The following is a 13,237-nucleotide window of genomic DNA, read 5'->3' as shown; positions in this document are numbered from 1 at the left end:
TGTTCGCGGGGGAGTCAGCGCGCTAGACGTTTTTGCGTTCGATAGTCTGTTCACCCCAAAAGAGCGAATCTTTGTCTGTTTTTTCAAAGGCTTTGATGAGTACTTCATCGCTACCTTCTTCCCAAATTTTTTCCGCCAGTTTCTCGTCATAATGTGCGACTTCAAAAATGGCTTCGGCTATTTCCGGCGATGTATTGCGCAGACTTGCCCATTCGCCGACGCGATGGGCTTTCGCTTCTTGAGTTGGCATTCGAATCCTCCTGTTGAAGATTAGCCGTTGAGTTTTACTGCCAGACCTGCGACATATTCACCCTGATAGCGGGCGATAGATAACTCTTCCTGACTTGGCTGGCGGGAGCCGTCGCCTCCGGCAATGGTGGTTGCACCGTAAGGGGTACCGCCGCGAACTTGAGAGACATCAAACAGCTCTTGCGCCGCGTAACCGATAGGTACAATCACCATCCCATGGTGGGCAAGCGTAGTCCAGGTTGATGTAATGGTTTGTTCCTGACCGCCGCCGGTTCCCGTTGAGCTGAATACGCTGGCGAGTTTGCCGTACAGGCCGCCAGAGGCCCACAGCCCGCCAGTCTGGTCGAGGAAGGTACGCATCTGACCGGACATATTGCCAAAGCGCGTGGGGGTACCAAAAATGATGGCGTCGTAATCAGCCAGTTCTTGCGGGGTTGCGACTGGTGCGTTTTGTGTTTTGCCGCCAGCCTTAAGGAAAATCTCGGGCTGCATGGTCTCTGGTACACGCTTAATAATCACTTCCGCGCCATCTACCTTATTTGCGCCTTCTGCGACTGCGTGGGCCATAGTTTCAATGTGTCCGTACATGGAATAATAAAGCACCAGAACTTTTGCCATTTTACACTACTCCTCGAGTTAACCGTGTCCGTAGCGATTCGCTACCTACCTTTAAAGATATGACGTACTGTCAGGAGTGCAAATTTCACAATCACTTCTTTGATTTATAACAATTTTTATAACAACCTTCTTTGTAGCAAAATGATACATATTTAACCGGGTAGAATTCGGTAGTCATAAGAAAGACTTATTGATTTCTTATGGTGATTATTTCTTTGTCACTCCTGATCCTGTTGCAGGATATTACAGTTAGCGTCTGCACTGGCCACACTTCACTATGCTTATTCCCACGCAGTTATTTTCAGGGCCTCGCCCGTAACGCTGCGTGAGGTATCACTCCTCAGTACCTATGCAATATGATGTCTAATCAATGACGGAGGTCAGTAATGGCAAACCATCGGGGCGGTTCCGGCAACTTTGCGGAAGACCGCGAAAGAGCATCAGAAGCAGGTCGAAAAGGTGGCCAGCACAGCGGGGGCAACTTCAAGAATGACCCGCAACGCGCTTCAGAGGCAGGCAAAAAAGGGGGCAAAAATAGTCACGGCAACAACAAATCGTAATTGTCGGGCTATCTGTCAGATATGTCGTGACGGCTGAGAGTCAGAGACAGACGTTACGTAGCCACCGCCGCCGGGTCTTTCCGGCGGTTTTTTTTGTCTGCAAGGTTGAACTGTAACAAAACGCAACGCAGACTAATGACATTCAGTTAATCGGGTGTCTCATGTCATTACTTTCTCGCTATTCCTTCTCTGTTAAACCTCAGGAAGCGATCCTCATTGTGATCACCATGTTCTGGGGTGGCACGTTTTTGGCGGTGCAATATGCCGTTACCCTGAGCGGCCCTTTTTTCTTTGTCGGTGTGCGTTTTGCCACTGCCGCGCTGGCGGTCGCACTTTTGTCGTTACACACACTGCATAAGCTGACGTGGCTGGAAGTTAAAGCAGGGGTTGCAATCGGTATCGCAATTGCGCTGGGCTATAGTCTGCAAACCTGGGGGTTACAGTTTATTCCCAGCAGTAAATCGGCGTTTATTACCGCGATGTACGTACCGTTGGTGCCGCTTTTACAATGGTTGTGTCTGGGACGCATGCCAGGTCTGATGCCGTGCGTCGGCATTGTGCTGGCCTTTATCGGATTGATTTTTCTTGCCGGACCGGGAGGCAATTTACTGGCTTTAGGCGAAGGCGAGTGGATCACACTCGCCGGTGCGGTGGCGATTGCGGCAGAAATTATCCTGATTAGCGCGTGGGCAGGAAAAGTGGATGTTCGTCGGGTAACGGTAGTGCAACTGGCAACCGCTTCGATAGTGGCGTTTATGGCGATGGGACCGGCCGGAGAGAACGTACCACCAATGTCTACCGGATTGCTGGTGGTGGCGCTGGGGCTGGGTATTTTTAGCGCGATTATTCAGGTCACCATGAACTGGGCGCAGCGCAGCGTTTCGCCGACGCGCGCGACGGTTATTTATACCGGTGAACCGGTGTGGGCGGGGATCTTTGGCCGTCTGGCGGGTGAACGCTTACCGCTACTTGCATTGCTTGGTGCGGCATTCATTATTGTTGGCGTACTGGTCAGCGAGCTGAAGTTCAAAAAGAAAAAAGCGCTTGGACAAGAGGCGCCGCCGGAATCGCTTTAATTTAACCATTCACCGCGTGATTTGGTATGCTGACGCCCTCACAAGAAGGAGAGGGCGCATGGTCCAACGCGCAGAGAAAAAAACAGGTAAGCGCTCGCAGGCCGTCAGTGCAAAACGCCAGGCCATCTTAACCGCGGCATTAAATATCTTCTCCCAATATGGGATCCACGGCACGCGCCTGGAGCAGGTGGCAGAGCAGGCGGGCGTGTCAAAAACCAATCTACTTTATTACTACCCGTCAAAAGAGGTGCTTTATATCGCCGTTTTACGGCAGATCCTCGACATCTGGCTGGCTCCATTGAAAGCTTTTCGCGAAGACTTTGCGCCGCTGGTGGCCATTAAAGAATACATTCGCCTTAAGCTGGAAGTGTCGCGCGATTACCCTCAGGCCTCACGGCTGTTTTGTATGGAGATGCTGGCCGGAGCGCCTTTATTGATGGCAGAACTGGAGGGGGATCTCAAAACGCTAATTGATGAGAAATCCGCGCTGATTGCCGGTTGGATCAAAAGCGGAAAACTGGCTCCGGTCGATCCGCATCATCTGATTTTTATGATTTGGGCTTCAACTCAGCACTACGCCGATTTTGCCCCACAGGTAGAGGCGGTGACGGGCGCAACGCTGCGTGATGAAGCCTTTTTTAACCAAACGGTGGAGAGCGTACAGCGGATGATTATTGAAGGGATCCGCGTGCGTTAACTGGCCGGCGGTAACGGGCAGCTTAAATCGCCTTCTTCACACTGCAAAAGTGAGGCGAGAAACGCTTCGCGCTCGTTGGTCTTATCCGTCAGGCACTGGCTGGAAATCATCGCCTGAACGCTACCGCCTTCAGTGCCAGAACTGATTAACGCACAGTCCGCATCGCGCAAAGTTATCCAGGATACTTGCGCTTTTTTCAGTAAATCGCGCTGGGTTGGGGCGGCGCGCTTCAGCGCATTCTGATAAGTTTCATTAAGTTTGGCGTCGGCCGCTTTATACTGCTCTGCCGCACAGGTGTTCATCTCAATCTGCGTGTTCGCGTTGGCGCAGTCATCCGCCAGCGCCTGGCCGCTCAGCAGCAGCGCTGCACATGTCAGTACGATTCGTTTCATGCTTCCCTCTGGCTTCATAAAAAAAGGCCCCGTTACCGGAGCCTTAATTAACCACAACCTTAGCCGATTGTCATCAGGCTGGCGTTGCCTCCGGCGGCGGCGGTATTGACGCTCAGTGAGCGCTCAATATACAACCTTTCCAGTAGGATATTGCTTTCGCCGCGGGCAAAGCCCTGGACCGACACAATCGCCCCTTCGCGGGCCGCCACCGCTTCACACAGTGCGCGAAGCTGATCGGAATCACCGTGGAAAATAACCGCATCAAACGGCTGCGTAGTGATGTTGTCCGCTTTGGCAAACTGGATGCGCCCGGAAACTACTGCTGGCAGGCGTTTTGCCAGGTCGCGATGGAATGTATCATCTGGCCACAGGATTAAGCTACCAACGGAAGTTACAGCGGCAACCTGTACCAGCGCATCCTGTTCATCATCGGCGATACACAGCACGCGTTCGCGCGGCAACAGCGTCCAGGTATTGCGCTCGCCGGTGGGGCCTGGCAGCAGGCGTTGCGTTCCGGCCTGCGCCAGTTCGCCAAACTGCTGGCAGAGCGCACGCAGTGCTGGACGATCGGTTGCCCATTCGCTAAGCGCTTCCAGCGGCTGAACGAGCGCCGTTTTAAGCTGTGCATCGACAGGGTATTCGGCATCCTGACGGGCAAGCGTAATGCCTAACGCATTTTCCGGACGGTTTGCCAGCAGGCGGTACAGATACAGCGGTCCACCCGCTTTTGGCCCGGTTCCTGACAAGCCTTCGCCACCGAATGGCTGCACTCCGACGACGGCGCCGACCATATTGCGGTTAACGTACAGGTTACCCACATGTGCCGAACCCGTGACCTGGGCGATGGTTTCATCGATACGGGTGTGCACGCCCAGCGTCAGGCCGTAGCCGGAGGCATTAATTTGCTCAATCAGGCTGCCCAGATTGTTGCGGGTGTAACGCACAACGTGCAGTACCGGACCGAACACCTCTTTTTGCAATTCGTCGAAGCTTTCCAGCTCGATAAGCGTCGGCGCGATAAAGGTACCGGTTTGCCATTCACGCGCATCGTCGCTGTTTTCGCGCGCGGCCTGGAACACCGGACGCCCTTTGGCGCGCATGGCCTGAATATGGCGCTCAATATTGGCTTTGGCTTCTTCATCGATTACCGGTCCAATATCGGTGGTCAGGCGGCCCGGATTACCCATGCGGCATTCCGCCATTGCGCCACGCAGCATTTTCAGCGTATGGTCGGCGACATCGTCCTGCAGACACAGGACGCGAAGCGCGGAGCAGCGCTGTCCGGCGCTGTCAAAGGCAGAAGCCAGAACGTCGACCACGACCTGTTCCGTTAACGCAGAAGAGTCGACGATCATGGCGTTCATCCCGCCGGTTTCGGCGATAAGCGGGATTGGACGCCCCTGAGCATCAAGGCGGGTCGCGATATTACGTTGCAACAGCGTGGCGACTTCCGTTGAGCCGGTAAACATGACGCCGCGTACGCGCTCATCGGAAGTGAGCTGTGCCCCGACCGTTTCACCTTGACCAGGCAACAGCTGCACCACGCCTGGCGGCACGCCTGCTTCGAGTAAAATGGCAATACCCTGGGCGGCAATCAGCGGAGTTTGTTCCGCGGGTTTTGCCAACACGCTGTTGCCCGCCGCCAGCGCAGCGGCAATCTGCCCGGTGAAAATGGCCAGCGGGAAGTTCCAGGGGCTGATACAGACCACCGGCCCTAACGGACGATGGGTTTCATTATCGAAGTCATCGCGGACCTGACCGGCATAATAGTGCAGGAAGTCTACCGCTTCGCGCACTTCCGCAATGGCGTTGCTGAAGGTTTTGCCCGCTTCGCGCACCAGAATGCCAATTAACTGCTGCATCTGGCCTTCCATCAGAACGGCGGCGCGATGCAAAATAGCGGCGCGCTCTTGTGGCGGTGTGGCGAACCAGATCGGCGCGTTATTTACCGCGTTCTGCAATGCCTGTTCCACTTCGCTGTGAGTCGCTTCACGCACGTAACCGACAATGTCTTTCGGTTCGGCTGGGTTGACGACTGGGGTCATTTCACCGTCAGCAACCGGATGTTCGAGCATCGGTTTAGCGTGCCATTTTTGCAGCGCGCTGTTGAGCAGGGCGGAGGACAGTGAGGCCAGACGATGTTCGTTCGCTAAATCCAGTCCGCCTGAGTTTTCGCGGCCTTTACCGTACAGGTCACGCGGCAGGGCAATCTTCGGATGTGGCAGACCAGCCTGGCCTTCCTGCTGCGCCAGTTTTTCAACGGCTTCGACCGGATCGGCTACCAGTTCATCCAGCGGCAGGGTAGTGTCTGCAATGCGGTTGACGAACGAGGTGTTGGCGCCGTTTTCCAGCAGACGACGCACCAGGTATGCCAGCAGCGTTTCATGCGTGCCTACCGGTGCATAAATGCGGCATGGACGATTCAGTTTACCATCGGCAACTTTACCTGTGACCTGCTCATACAGCGGTTCGCCCATACCGTGCAGGCACTGGAACTCGTACTGACCCGGATAGTAGTTTTGACCGGCCAACTGATAAATCGCCGCCAGCGTATGGGCGTTGTGGGTGGCGAACTGCGGGTAGATCAGATTCGGTACCGCAAGCAGTTTTTTCGCACAGGCCAGATAGGAAACGTCGGTGTAGACCTTACGGGTATAGACCGGATAACCTTCCAGACCGTCCATTTGCGCACGTTTGATTTCGCTATCCCAGTAGGCGCCCTTAACCAGACGGATCATCAGGCGACGGCGGCTGCGCGTGGCGAGGTCAATCAGATAGTCGATAACATACGGGCAGCGCTTCTGGTAGGCCTGAATAACAAAGCCGATACCGTTCCAGCCCGCCAGTTCAGGTTCAAAGCACAGTTTTTCCAGCAGATCGAGGGAGATCTCCAGTCGGTCGGCCTCTTCAGCATCGATATTGATACCGATGTCGTACTGGCGGGCCAGCAGAGTAAGCGACTTCAGACGCGGATAGAGTTCATCCATCACGCGGTCATACTGCGCGCGGCTATAACGCGGATGCAGCGCCGACAGCTTGATAGAAATGCCCGGCCCTTCATAGATGCCGCGGCCGTTAGAGGCTTTACCAATGGCGTGGATTGCCTGTTGGTACGAAACCATATAAGCCTGGGCATCGGCGGCAGTCAGAGCTGCTTCGCCCAGCATGTCGTAAGAGTAGCGGAAACCTTTTTCTTCCAGTTTACGGGCGTTAGCCAGCGCTTCGGCGATAGTCTCTCCGGTGACGAACTGCTCGCCCATCAGGCGCATTGCCATGTCGACACCTTTACGCACCAGTGGTTCACCGCTCTTGCCGATAATACGGTTGAGTGAGCGTGAGAGGCTGGCTTCATTATGCGTAGAAACCAGACGACCGGTAAACAACAGCCCCCAGGTCGCTGCGTTGACGAACAGGGACGGGCTGCGTCCAATGTGCGACTGCCAGTTGCCGTTGCTGATTTTGTCGCGGATCAACGCATCGCGGGTTGCCTTATCTGGAATACGCAGCAGGGCTTCGGCCAGGCACATCAGCGCGACCCCTTCCTGCGAAGAAAGTGAGAATTCCTGCAATAAACCCTGTACCATCCCGGCGCGGCCGCTGGCGGTCTTTTGGTTACGCAGTTTGTCAGCCAGATCGTACGCCAGCTTGTGCGCTTGCTCCGCGATGGGTTGCGGCAGACGAGCCTGCTCCATCAGCATCGGCACAGCATCGGTTTCGGCTCGGCGGTACGCGGCGGTGATTGCTGCGCGGGAAACTGACTGCGGCAGGATTTGTTCGGCAAATTCCAGGAAAGGTTGATGCGCTTCATTCTGCGGCGTGGTTGACTCCTCACCCTCATTCGCGGCACCCGCCAGCAGGGCCGGCAGTTCAGGAAGCGCGTCGTCATTTTCCAGTCTTTCGAGATAATTAAAGATGGCTTGCTTGATCAGCCAATGTGGCGTGCGATCGATTCGTGATGCTGCTGTTTTAATACGCTCGCGAGTGGCGTCATCCAGTTTAACCCCCATCGTGGTGGTTCCCATGCCGTTTACTCCTGTTGTACTGAAATACGGGTCTGATAGTTACCGAGAAATATCCACTATGTTGCAACTTTGTGCAACCGTGTTAAATGTGACTTGGTTTGCAAGCTTGGAAATGAATGAGATGTTAATAAATATGAGTCTTATGATGTGGGCTGTAAAAATTACAGAATCTTTTTCTCTGCGGTAGTTAACACTTTTAAAAGGTGCAACCGGAAAAAGTGTGAGAGAGTGCAACCTACAGAAAAATGCTATCTACTCTGGATTAAATTTGATGTAAATGGTGTGTTAAATCGATTGTGAAAAACCATCGCTTCCGGCAGGATACGGTCGCCCTGGTCAACATAGATATCTTTGCCACGTTCCGGCAGGGTAATAAAACGGCAAGCCACGGCATTGCTGATACATAATTTTGGAGAGTTTTGATGGCTATTAGCACACCGATGTTAGTGACATTCTGTGTCTATATTTTCGGCATGATATTGATAGGGTTTATTGCATGGCGTTCAACCAAAAACTTTGACGATTACATTCTGGGTGGACGCAGTCTGGGTCCATTCGTGACCGCGTTATCCGCCGGGGCATCTGACATGAGCGGCTGGTTGCTGATGGGTCTGCCTGGCGCGATTTTCCTGTCGGGGATTTCAGAAAGCTGGATCGCCATCGGCCTTATTTTGGGCGCCTGGATCAACTGGAAGCTGGTGGCCGGACGTTTACGCGTACACACCGAATACAATAACAATGCGCTGACGTTACCGGATTACTTTACCGGTCGCTTTGAAGATAAAAGCCGAATTCTGCGTATTATCTCCGCGCTGGTTATTCTGCTGTTTTTCACCATCTATTGTGCTTCCGGTATTGTGGCAGGGGCTCGTCTGTTTGAAAGCACCTTTGGCATGAGCTACGAAACAGCACTGTGGGCGGGCGCGGCCGCGACGATCATTTATACCTTTATTGGTGGTTTCCTGGCGGTTAGCTGGACCGATACCGTCCAGGCCAGCCTGATGATCTTTGCTTTGATCCTGACGCCGGTGATGGTAGTCATTGGCGTGGGTGGATTCGACGATTCGCTGGAAGTGATTAAACAAAAGAGCATTGAGAACGTGGACATGTTCAAAGGGCTGAATTTTGTTGCCATCATTTCCCTGATGGGCTGGGGTCTGGGCTACTTTGGTCAGCCGCATATTCTGGCGCGCTTTATGGCTGCAGATTCCCACCATAGCATCGTTCATGCTCGCCGCATTAGCATGGCCTGGATGATTCTGTGTCTGGCAGGTGCTGTGGCCGTGGGCTTCTTTGGTATTGCTTACTTTAACAACAACCCACAGCTTGCCGGTGCCGTTAACCAGAACGCCGAGCGTGTGTTTATTGAACTGGCGCAAATCCTGTTTAACCCGTGGATTGCCGGTATTCTGCTGTCTGCTATCCTCGCTGCGGTTATGTCGACCCTGAGCTGCCAGCTGCTGGTGTGCTCCAGCGCAATCACCGAAGATTTGTACAAAGCGTTCCTGCGTAAAAATGCCAGCCAGAAAGAGTTGGTGTGGATTGGCCGCATCATGGTGTTGGTCGTGGCGCTGGTGTCTATCGCGCTGGCGGCGAACCCGGAGAACCGTGTACTTGGTCTGGTAAGCTACGCCTGGGCGGGCTTCGGCGCTGCGTTTGGTCCGGTAGTCCTGTTCTCCGTAATGTGGTCGCGTATGACCCGCAACGGCGCGCTGGCAGGGATGATCATTGGTGCGGTGACGGTAATCGTCTGGAAGCAGTTTGCCTGGTTGGGTCTGTATGAAATCATCCCGGGCTTTGTTTTCGGCAGCATCGGTATTGTGGCCTTCAGCCTGTTGGGTAAAGCGCCTTCAACTGCTATGCAGCAACGTTTTGCCGAGGCTGATGCGCATTATCACTCAGCTCCGCCATCGCGTTTACAGGCAGAATAATCTGCCTCTGTCTTCAAGCCCGCCGCGTGCGGGCTTTTTTATTGCTTCCGTTGTAAACCTGCTATAACCATTACCCGCCTGGCCTTTTACATTCAGTCATCATTCTCAAAACATTCTGCTTGAGTTTTTCTTTGCTGTAATGATAATCACTATCACTGTAATTTACTTTTCTTTTCATCAATTGACTGAGAATAACGTTTAAGGGTTCTTCGCATGTTTGTTCCATTTCTAATTATGTTGCGCGAAGGGTTAGAGGCCGCGCTGATTGTCAGCCTGATTGCCAGCTACCTGAAACGGACTCAGCGTGGTCGATGGATTGGTGTGATGTGGATTGGTGTTCTGCTGGCGGCGGCGTTATGCCTGGCGTTAGGGATTTTCATCAACGAAACCACCGGTGAATTTCCGCAAAAGGAACAGGAGCTTTTTGAAGGCATCGTGGCGGTCATTGCCGTGGTGATCCTCACCTGGATGGTGTTCTGGATGCGTAAAGTTTCGCGCAACGTCAAAGTCCAGCTTGAACAGGCTGTCGATAACGCGTTGCAACGCGGCAACCATCACGGCTGGGCGCTGGTGATGATGGTCTTTTTTGCTGTTGCCCGTGAAGGGCTGGAGTCGGTGTTCTTCCTGCTGGCAGCATTCCAGCAGGATGTAGGTATCTGGCCGCCGCTAGGCGCGATGCTGGGACTGGCTACCGCGGTGGTACTGGGTTACCTGATTTACCTCGGGGGCATTCGCCTCAACCTCGGGGCATTCTTTAAATGGACCAGCCTGTTCATTTTGCTGGTGGCTGCCGGTCTTGCCGCTGGGGCAATCCGCGCTTTCCACGAAGCCGGGTTGTGGAATCATTTTCAGGATGTGGCGTTTGACCTGAGCAGTGTGCTGTCGACGCATTCACTGTTTGGCACATTGATGGAAGGCATTTTCGGCTATCAGGAAGCGCCAAGCGTTAGTGAAGTCGCTGTCTGGTTTATCTACCTGATTCCGGCGTTGGTTATGTTTGCGTTACCGCCGCGTTCAGGCACTACGGCATCGCGTACCGCACCTTGATAAAAACGCGATGCAGAATACTTTTTAGTTACAACATACTTATTTATAGGGATAGGTTATGACGTTTAATTTTCGCCGTAGTGCGCTGCAGCTAGGTATAGCCGCGCTGTTTGCCTCCGCTTTTAATGCACAAGCTGCCGATATTCCGCAGGTGAAAGTCACGGTTAACGACAAACAATGTGAACCGATGACTATCACGGTTAATGCCGGGAAAACGCAGTTCATCATCCAGAACCATAGCCAGAAAGCGCTGGAGTGGGAGATCCTCAAAGGCGTTATGGTGGTTGAAGAGCGCGAAAACATTGCACCAGGCTTTAGCCAGAAAATGACCGCTAACCTCCAGCCTGGCGAATATGATATGACCTGCGGTCTGTTGACTAACCCGAAAGGCAAACTGATCGTAAAAGGTAGCGCAACGGCGGATGCCGCGCAAAGCGAGGCTCTGCTGAGTCTGAGCGGCGCGATTACCGAATACAAAGCCTATGTGACAGCCGAAACCGCGCAGTTGGTTGCGGGCACTAAAGCCTTTACCGATGCGATTAAGGCAGGCGATCTGGAAAAAGCGAAATCGCTGTATGCGCCAACCCGTCAGCATTATGAGCGTATTGAACCGATTGCTGAACTGTTCTCCGATCTCGACGGCAGCATCGATGCGCGGGAAGATGATTACGAACAAAAAGCCGCCGATCCTAAATTCACCGGCTTCCACCGCCTGGAGAAAGCGCTGTTTGGCGACAATACCACCAAAGGTATGGATAAGTACGCCGACCAATTAAACAGCGATGTTCTTGACCTGCAAACGCGTATTAGCGAGCTGGCTTTCCCACCGTCTAAAGTTGTTGGCGGGGCAGCAGGACTGATTGAAGAAGTTGCTGCCAGCAAAATCAGTGGGGAAGAAGATCGCTATAGCCATACCGATCTGTGGGATTTCCAGGCCAACGTCGATGGTGCGCAGAAAATTGTCGATCTCCTGCGTCCTCAGTTGCAAAAATCCAATGCTGAACTGCTTGCGAAGGTGGATGCGAACTTCAAAAAGGTCGATACCATTCTGAGCAAGTACCGTACCAAAGACGGCTTTGAAACCTATGACAAACTGACTGATGCCGATCGTAATGCACTGAAAGGGCCAATCACGACGCTGGCGGAAGATTTGTCGCAATTACGCGGTGTTCTGGGTCTGGATTAAGCACTATGCAGCAAGATAATGAAAACGGCGTGAGCGAACCGTCACGCCGACGTTTACTGAAAGGGATGGGCGCCCTGGGTGGGGCGCTGGCGCTGGCGGGTGGGTGTCCGGTTGCCCACGCGCAAAAACCACAAAGCGCGCCGGGCACGTTGTCTCCGGATGCACGTAGTGAAGCGCAGCCGTTTTATGGTCAGCATCAGGCGGGGATCCTGACGCCGCAGCAGGCATCAATGATGCTGGTGGCATTCGATGTTCTTGCCAGCGACAAGGCCGATCTTGAGCGTTTATTCCGGTTGCTGACCAGCCGGTTTGCGTTTCTGACCACCGGTGGACCGGCGCCGGATACGCCGAATCCGCGTCTTCCTCCTATGGATTCAGGTATCCTCGGCGCATACATTGCGCCAGACAACCTGACGATGACGTTGTCAGTCGGCTCCTCGCTGTTTGATGAACGCTATGGCCTGAAATCGCAGATGCCGAAAAAGCTGCAAAAAATGACCCGCTTCCCGAATGATTCACTGGATGCGGCGCTGTGCCATGGCGATGTGCTGCTGCAGATTTGTGCCAACACCCAGGACACCGTCATCCACGCGTTGCGCGATATCATTAAACATACGCCCGATCTCCTTAGCGTGCGCTGGAAACGTGAAGGTTTTATTTCCGACCACGCCGCACGTAGTAAAGGCAAAGAGACCCCGGTCAATTTGCTTGGCTTTAAAGACGGCACCGCGAATCCGGACGCTACGGACGCGAAGTTGATGCAACACGTGGTGTGGGTTACGGACGGGCAGGGCGAGCCTGCCTGGGCACAAGGCGGAAGCTATCAGGCCGTCAGGCTCATTCAGTTTCGCGTTGAGTTCTGGGATCGTACGCCGCTGAAAGAGCAGCAAACGATTTTTGGTCGCGATAAACACACCGGCGCACCGCTGGGTATGCAGCATGAGCATGATGTGCCTGACTATGCCAGGGATCCTGAAGGCGAGGTGATTGCGCTCGACAGCCATATCCGTCTCGCAAATCCGCGTACGAAAGAGACCGACTCCAGCCTGATGATGCGTCGTGGCTACAGTTATTCGCTCGGTGTGACTAATTCCGGTCAACTGGATATGGGGCTGTTGTTTGTCTGCTATCAACACGATCTGGAAAAAGGTTTTTTGACAGTGCAGAAACGTCTGAACGGTGAAGCGCTGGAAGAATATGTCAAACCGATTGGTGGGGGATATTTCTTTGCTTTGCCGGGTGTTAAAACTGCAGATAATTATCTGGGACAGTCTCTGCTTGAAGCCTGATGATTATGCCCCGCAGTACAGCGGGGTTTTTCCTGACATCTTGATGAAGGAACAAACTATTTTTTATGATCGGTATGCGACTGAAATAATTCTGTCATCTTTCTGCAAGAGACTGTCTCTGGTGATAAGATAGAATTTAAGTTAACAACAAGTAAAAATATTGTTGCATT

Annotated in this window: 11 protein-coding genes; 7 read left to right on the top strand and 4 right to left on the bottom strand. The window is 53.4% G+C overall.

The features are described 5' to 3' along the window. Positions 1-22 precede the first annotated feature (22 nt). Both BZK40_RS15160 and wrbA read right to left on the bottom strand, forming a co-directional pair. Positions 23-250, bottom strand: a complete 228-nt coding sequence (locus BZK40_RS15160) for a YccJ family protein (RefSeq protein WP_003036015.1) — start codon at positions 248-250, stop codon at positions 23-25. Positions 251-270: 20 nt separating this feature from the next. Continuing rightward, positions 271-867, bottom strand: coding sequence for an NAD(P)H:quinone oxidoreductase (gene wrbA, locus BZK40_RS15155; protein WP_003832057.1), 597 nt, complete (start codon positions 865-867; stop codon positions 271-273). 386 nt (positions 868-1,253) lie between these two features. On the opposite strand from wrbA, the gene BZK40_RS15145 reads away from it, so the two are divergent. From BZK40_RS15145 to rutR, 3 genes are all read left to right on the top strand, one after another. Next, positions 1,254-1,427 (top strand): con-10 family general stress protein, encoded by a 174-nt coding sequence (locus tag BZK40_RS15145; protein ID WP_003036022.1) that lies wholly within the window; start codon positions 1,254-1,256, stop codon positions 1,425-1,427. A gap of 161 nt (positions 1,428-1,588) precedes the next feature. Then, entirely contained in the window at positions 1,589-2,503 is a 915-nt protein-coding gene (locus tag BZK40_RS15140) for a DMT family transporter (RefSeq protein WP_079934904.1), read from the top strand. 58 nt (positions 2,504-2,561) lie between these two features. Then, complete coding sequence (rutR, locus tag BZK40_RS15135; RefSeq protein ID WP_003036026.1) at positions 2,562-3,200, top strand: HTH-type transcriptional regulator RutR; 639 nt, start codon at positions 2,562-2,564, stop codon at positions 3,198-3,200. Here the strand turns inward: rutR and BZK40_RS15130 are convergent. Continuing rightward, a complete protein-coding gene (locus BZK40_RS15130) occupies positions 3,197-3,592 on the bottom strand; it encodes a lysozyme inhibitor LprI family protein (RefSeq protein ID WP_008784323.1) in 396 nt (131 codons plus the stop codon). The genes rutR and BZK40_RS15130 overlap by 4 nt on opposite strands. Positions 3,593-3,651: 59 nt before the next feature. Beyond that, positions 3,652-7,614: a trifunctional transcriptional regulator/proline dehydrogenase/L-glutamate gamma-semialdehyde dehydrogenase gene (gene putA, locus BZK40_RS15125; RefSeq protein ID WP_079934903.1), complete on the bottom strand. Its 3,963-nt coding sequence runs from the start codon at positions 7,612-7,614 to the stop codon at positions 3,652-3,654. A 422-nt stretch (positions 7,615-8,036) separates the two neighbouring features. Between putA and putP the strand changes: the two genes are divergently transcribed. The 4 genes from putP (at position 8,037) to efeB (ending at position 13,067) form a co-directional block, all read left to right on the top strand. Next, complete coding sequence (putP, locus tag BZK40_RS15115) at positions 8,037-9,545, top strand: sodium/proline symporter PutP (RefSeq protein WP_008784326.1); 1,509 nt, start codon at positions 8,037-8,039, stop codon at positions 9,543-9,545. Between the two features lie 213 nt (positions 9,546-9,758). Then, positions 9,759-10,592, top strand: a complete 834-nt coding sequence (gene efeU, locus BZK40_RS15110; RefSeq protein ID WP_032942940.1) for an iron uptake transporter permease EfeU — start codon at positions 9,759-9,761, stop codon at positions 10,590-10,592. Positions 10,593-10,650: 58 nt separating this feature from the next. After that, complete coding sequence (gene efeO / locus BZK40_RS15105) at positions 10,651-11,778, top strand: iron uptake system protein EfeO (RefSeq protein ID WP_008784327.1); 1,128 nt, start codon at positions 10,651-10,653, stop codon at positions 11,776-11,778. 5 nt (positions 11,779-11,783) lie between these two features. Next, positions 11,784-13,067, top strand: a complete 1,284-nt coding sequence (efeB, locus tag BZK40_RS15100; RefSeq protein WP_079934902.1) for an iron uptake transporter deferrochelatase/peroxidase subunit — start codon at positions 11,784-11,786, stop codon at positions 13,065-13,067. The last annotated feature ends 170 nt before the right edge of the window (positions 13,068-13,237 follow it).

The organism is Citrobacter portucalensis, from assembly GCF_002042885.1.
Lineage (GTDB): Bacteria > Pseudomonadota > Gammaproteobacteria > Enterobacterales > Enterobacteriaceae > Citrobacter > Citrobacter portucalensis.
The sequence above is the reverse complement of the archived record's forward strand: the minus strand, read 5'-3'. Positions and strand labels throughout refer to the sequence as shown.

Coding starts and splice junctions, on each gene's coding strand:
- BZK40_RS15160 (WP_003036015.1), bottom strand. CDS start 250: ATGCCAACTCAAGAAGCGAAAGCCCATCGCGTCGGCGAATGGGCAAGT.
- wrbA (WP_003832057.1), bottom strand. CDS start 867: ATGGCAAAAGTTCTGGTGCTTTATTATTCCATGTACGGACACATTGAA.
- BZK40_RS15145 (WP_003036022.1), top strand. CDS start 1,254: ATGGCAAACCATCGGGGCGGTTCCGGCAACTTTGCGGAAGACCGCGAA.
- putP (WP_008784326.1), top strand. CDS start 8,037: ATGGCTATTAGCACACCGATGTTAGTGACATTCTGTGTCTATATTTTC.
- BZK40_RS15130 (WP_008784323.1), bottom strand. CDS start 3,592: ATGAAACGAATCGTACTGACATGTGCAGCGCTGCTGCTGAGCGGCCAG.
- rutR (WP_003036026.1), top strand. CDS start 2,562: ATGGTCCAACGCGCAGAGAAAAAAACAGGTAAGCGCTCGCAGGCCGTC.
- efeB (WP_079934902.1), top strand. CDS start 11,784: ATGCAGCAAGATAATGAAAACGGCGTGAGCGAACCGTCACGCCGACGT.
- putA (WP_079934903.1), bottom strand. CDS start 7,614: ATGGGAACCACCACGATGGGGGTTAAACTGGATGACGCCACTCGCGAG.
- efeU (WP_032942940.1), top strand. CDS start 9,759: ATGTTTGTTCCATTTCTAATTATGTTGCGCGAAGGGTTAGAGGCCGCG.
- efeO (WP_008784327.1), top strand. CDS start 10,651: ATGACGTTTAATTTTCGCCGTAGTGCGCTGCAGCTAGGTATAGCCGCG.
- BZK40_RS15140 (WP_079934904.1), top strand. CDS start 1,589: ATGTCATTACTTTCTCGCTATTCCTTCTCTGTTAAACCTCAGGAAGCG.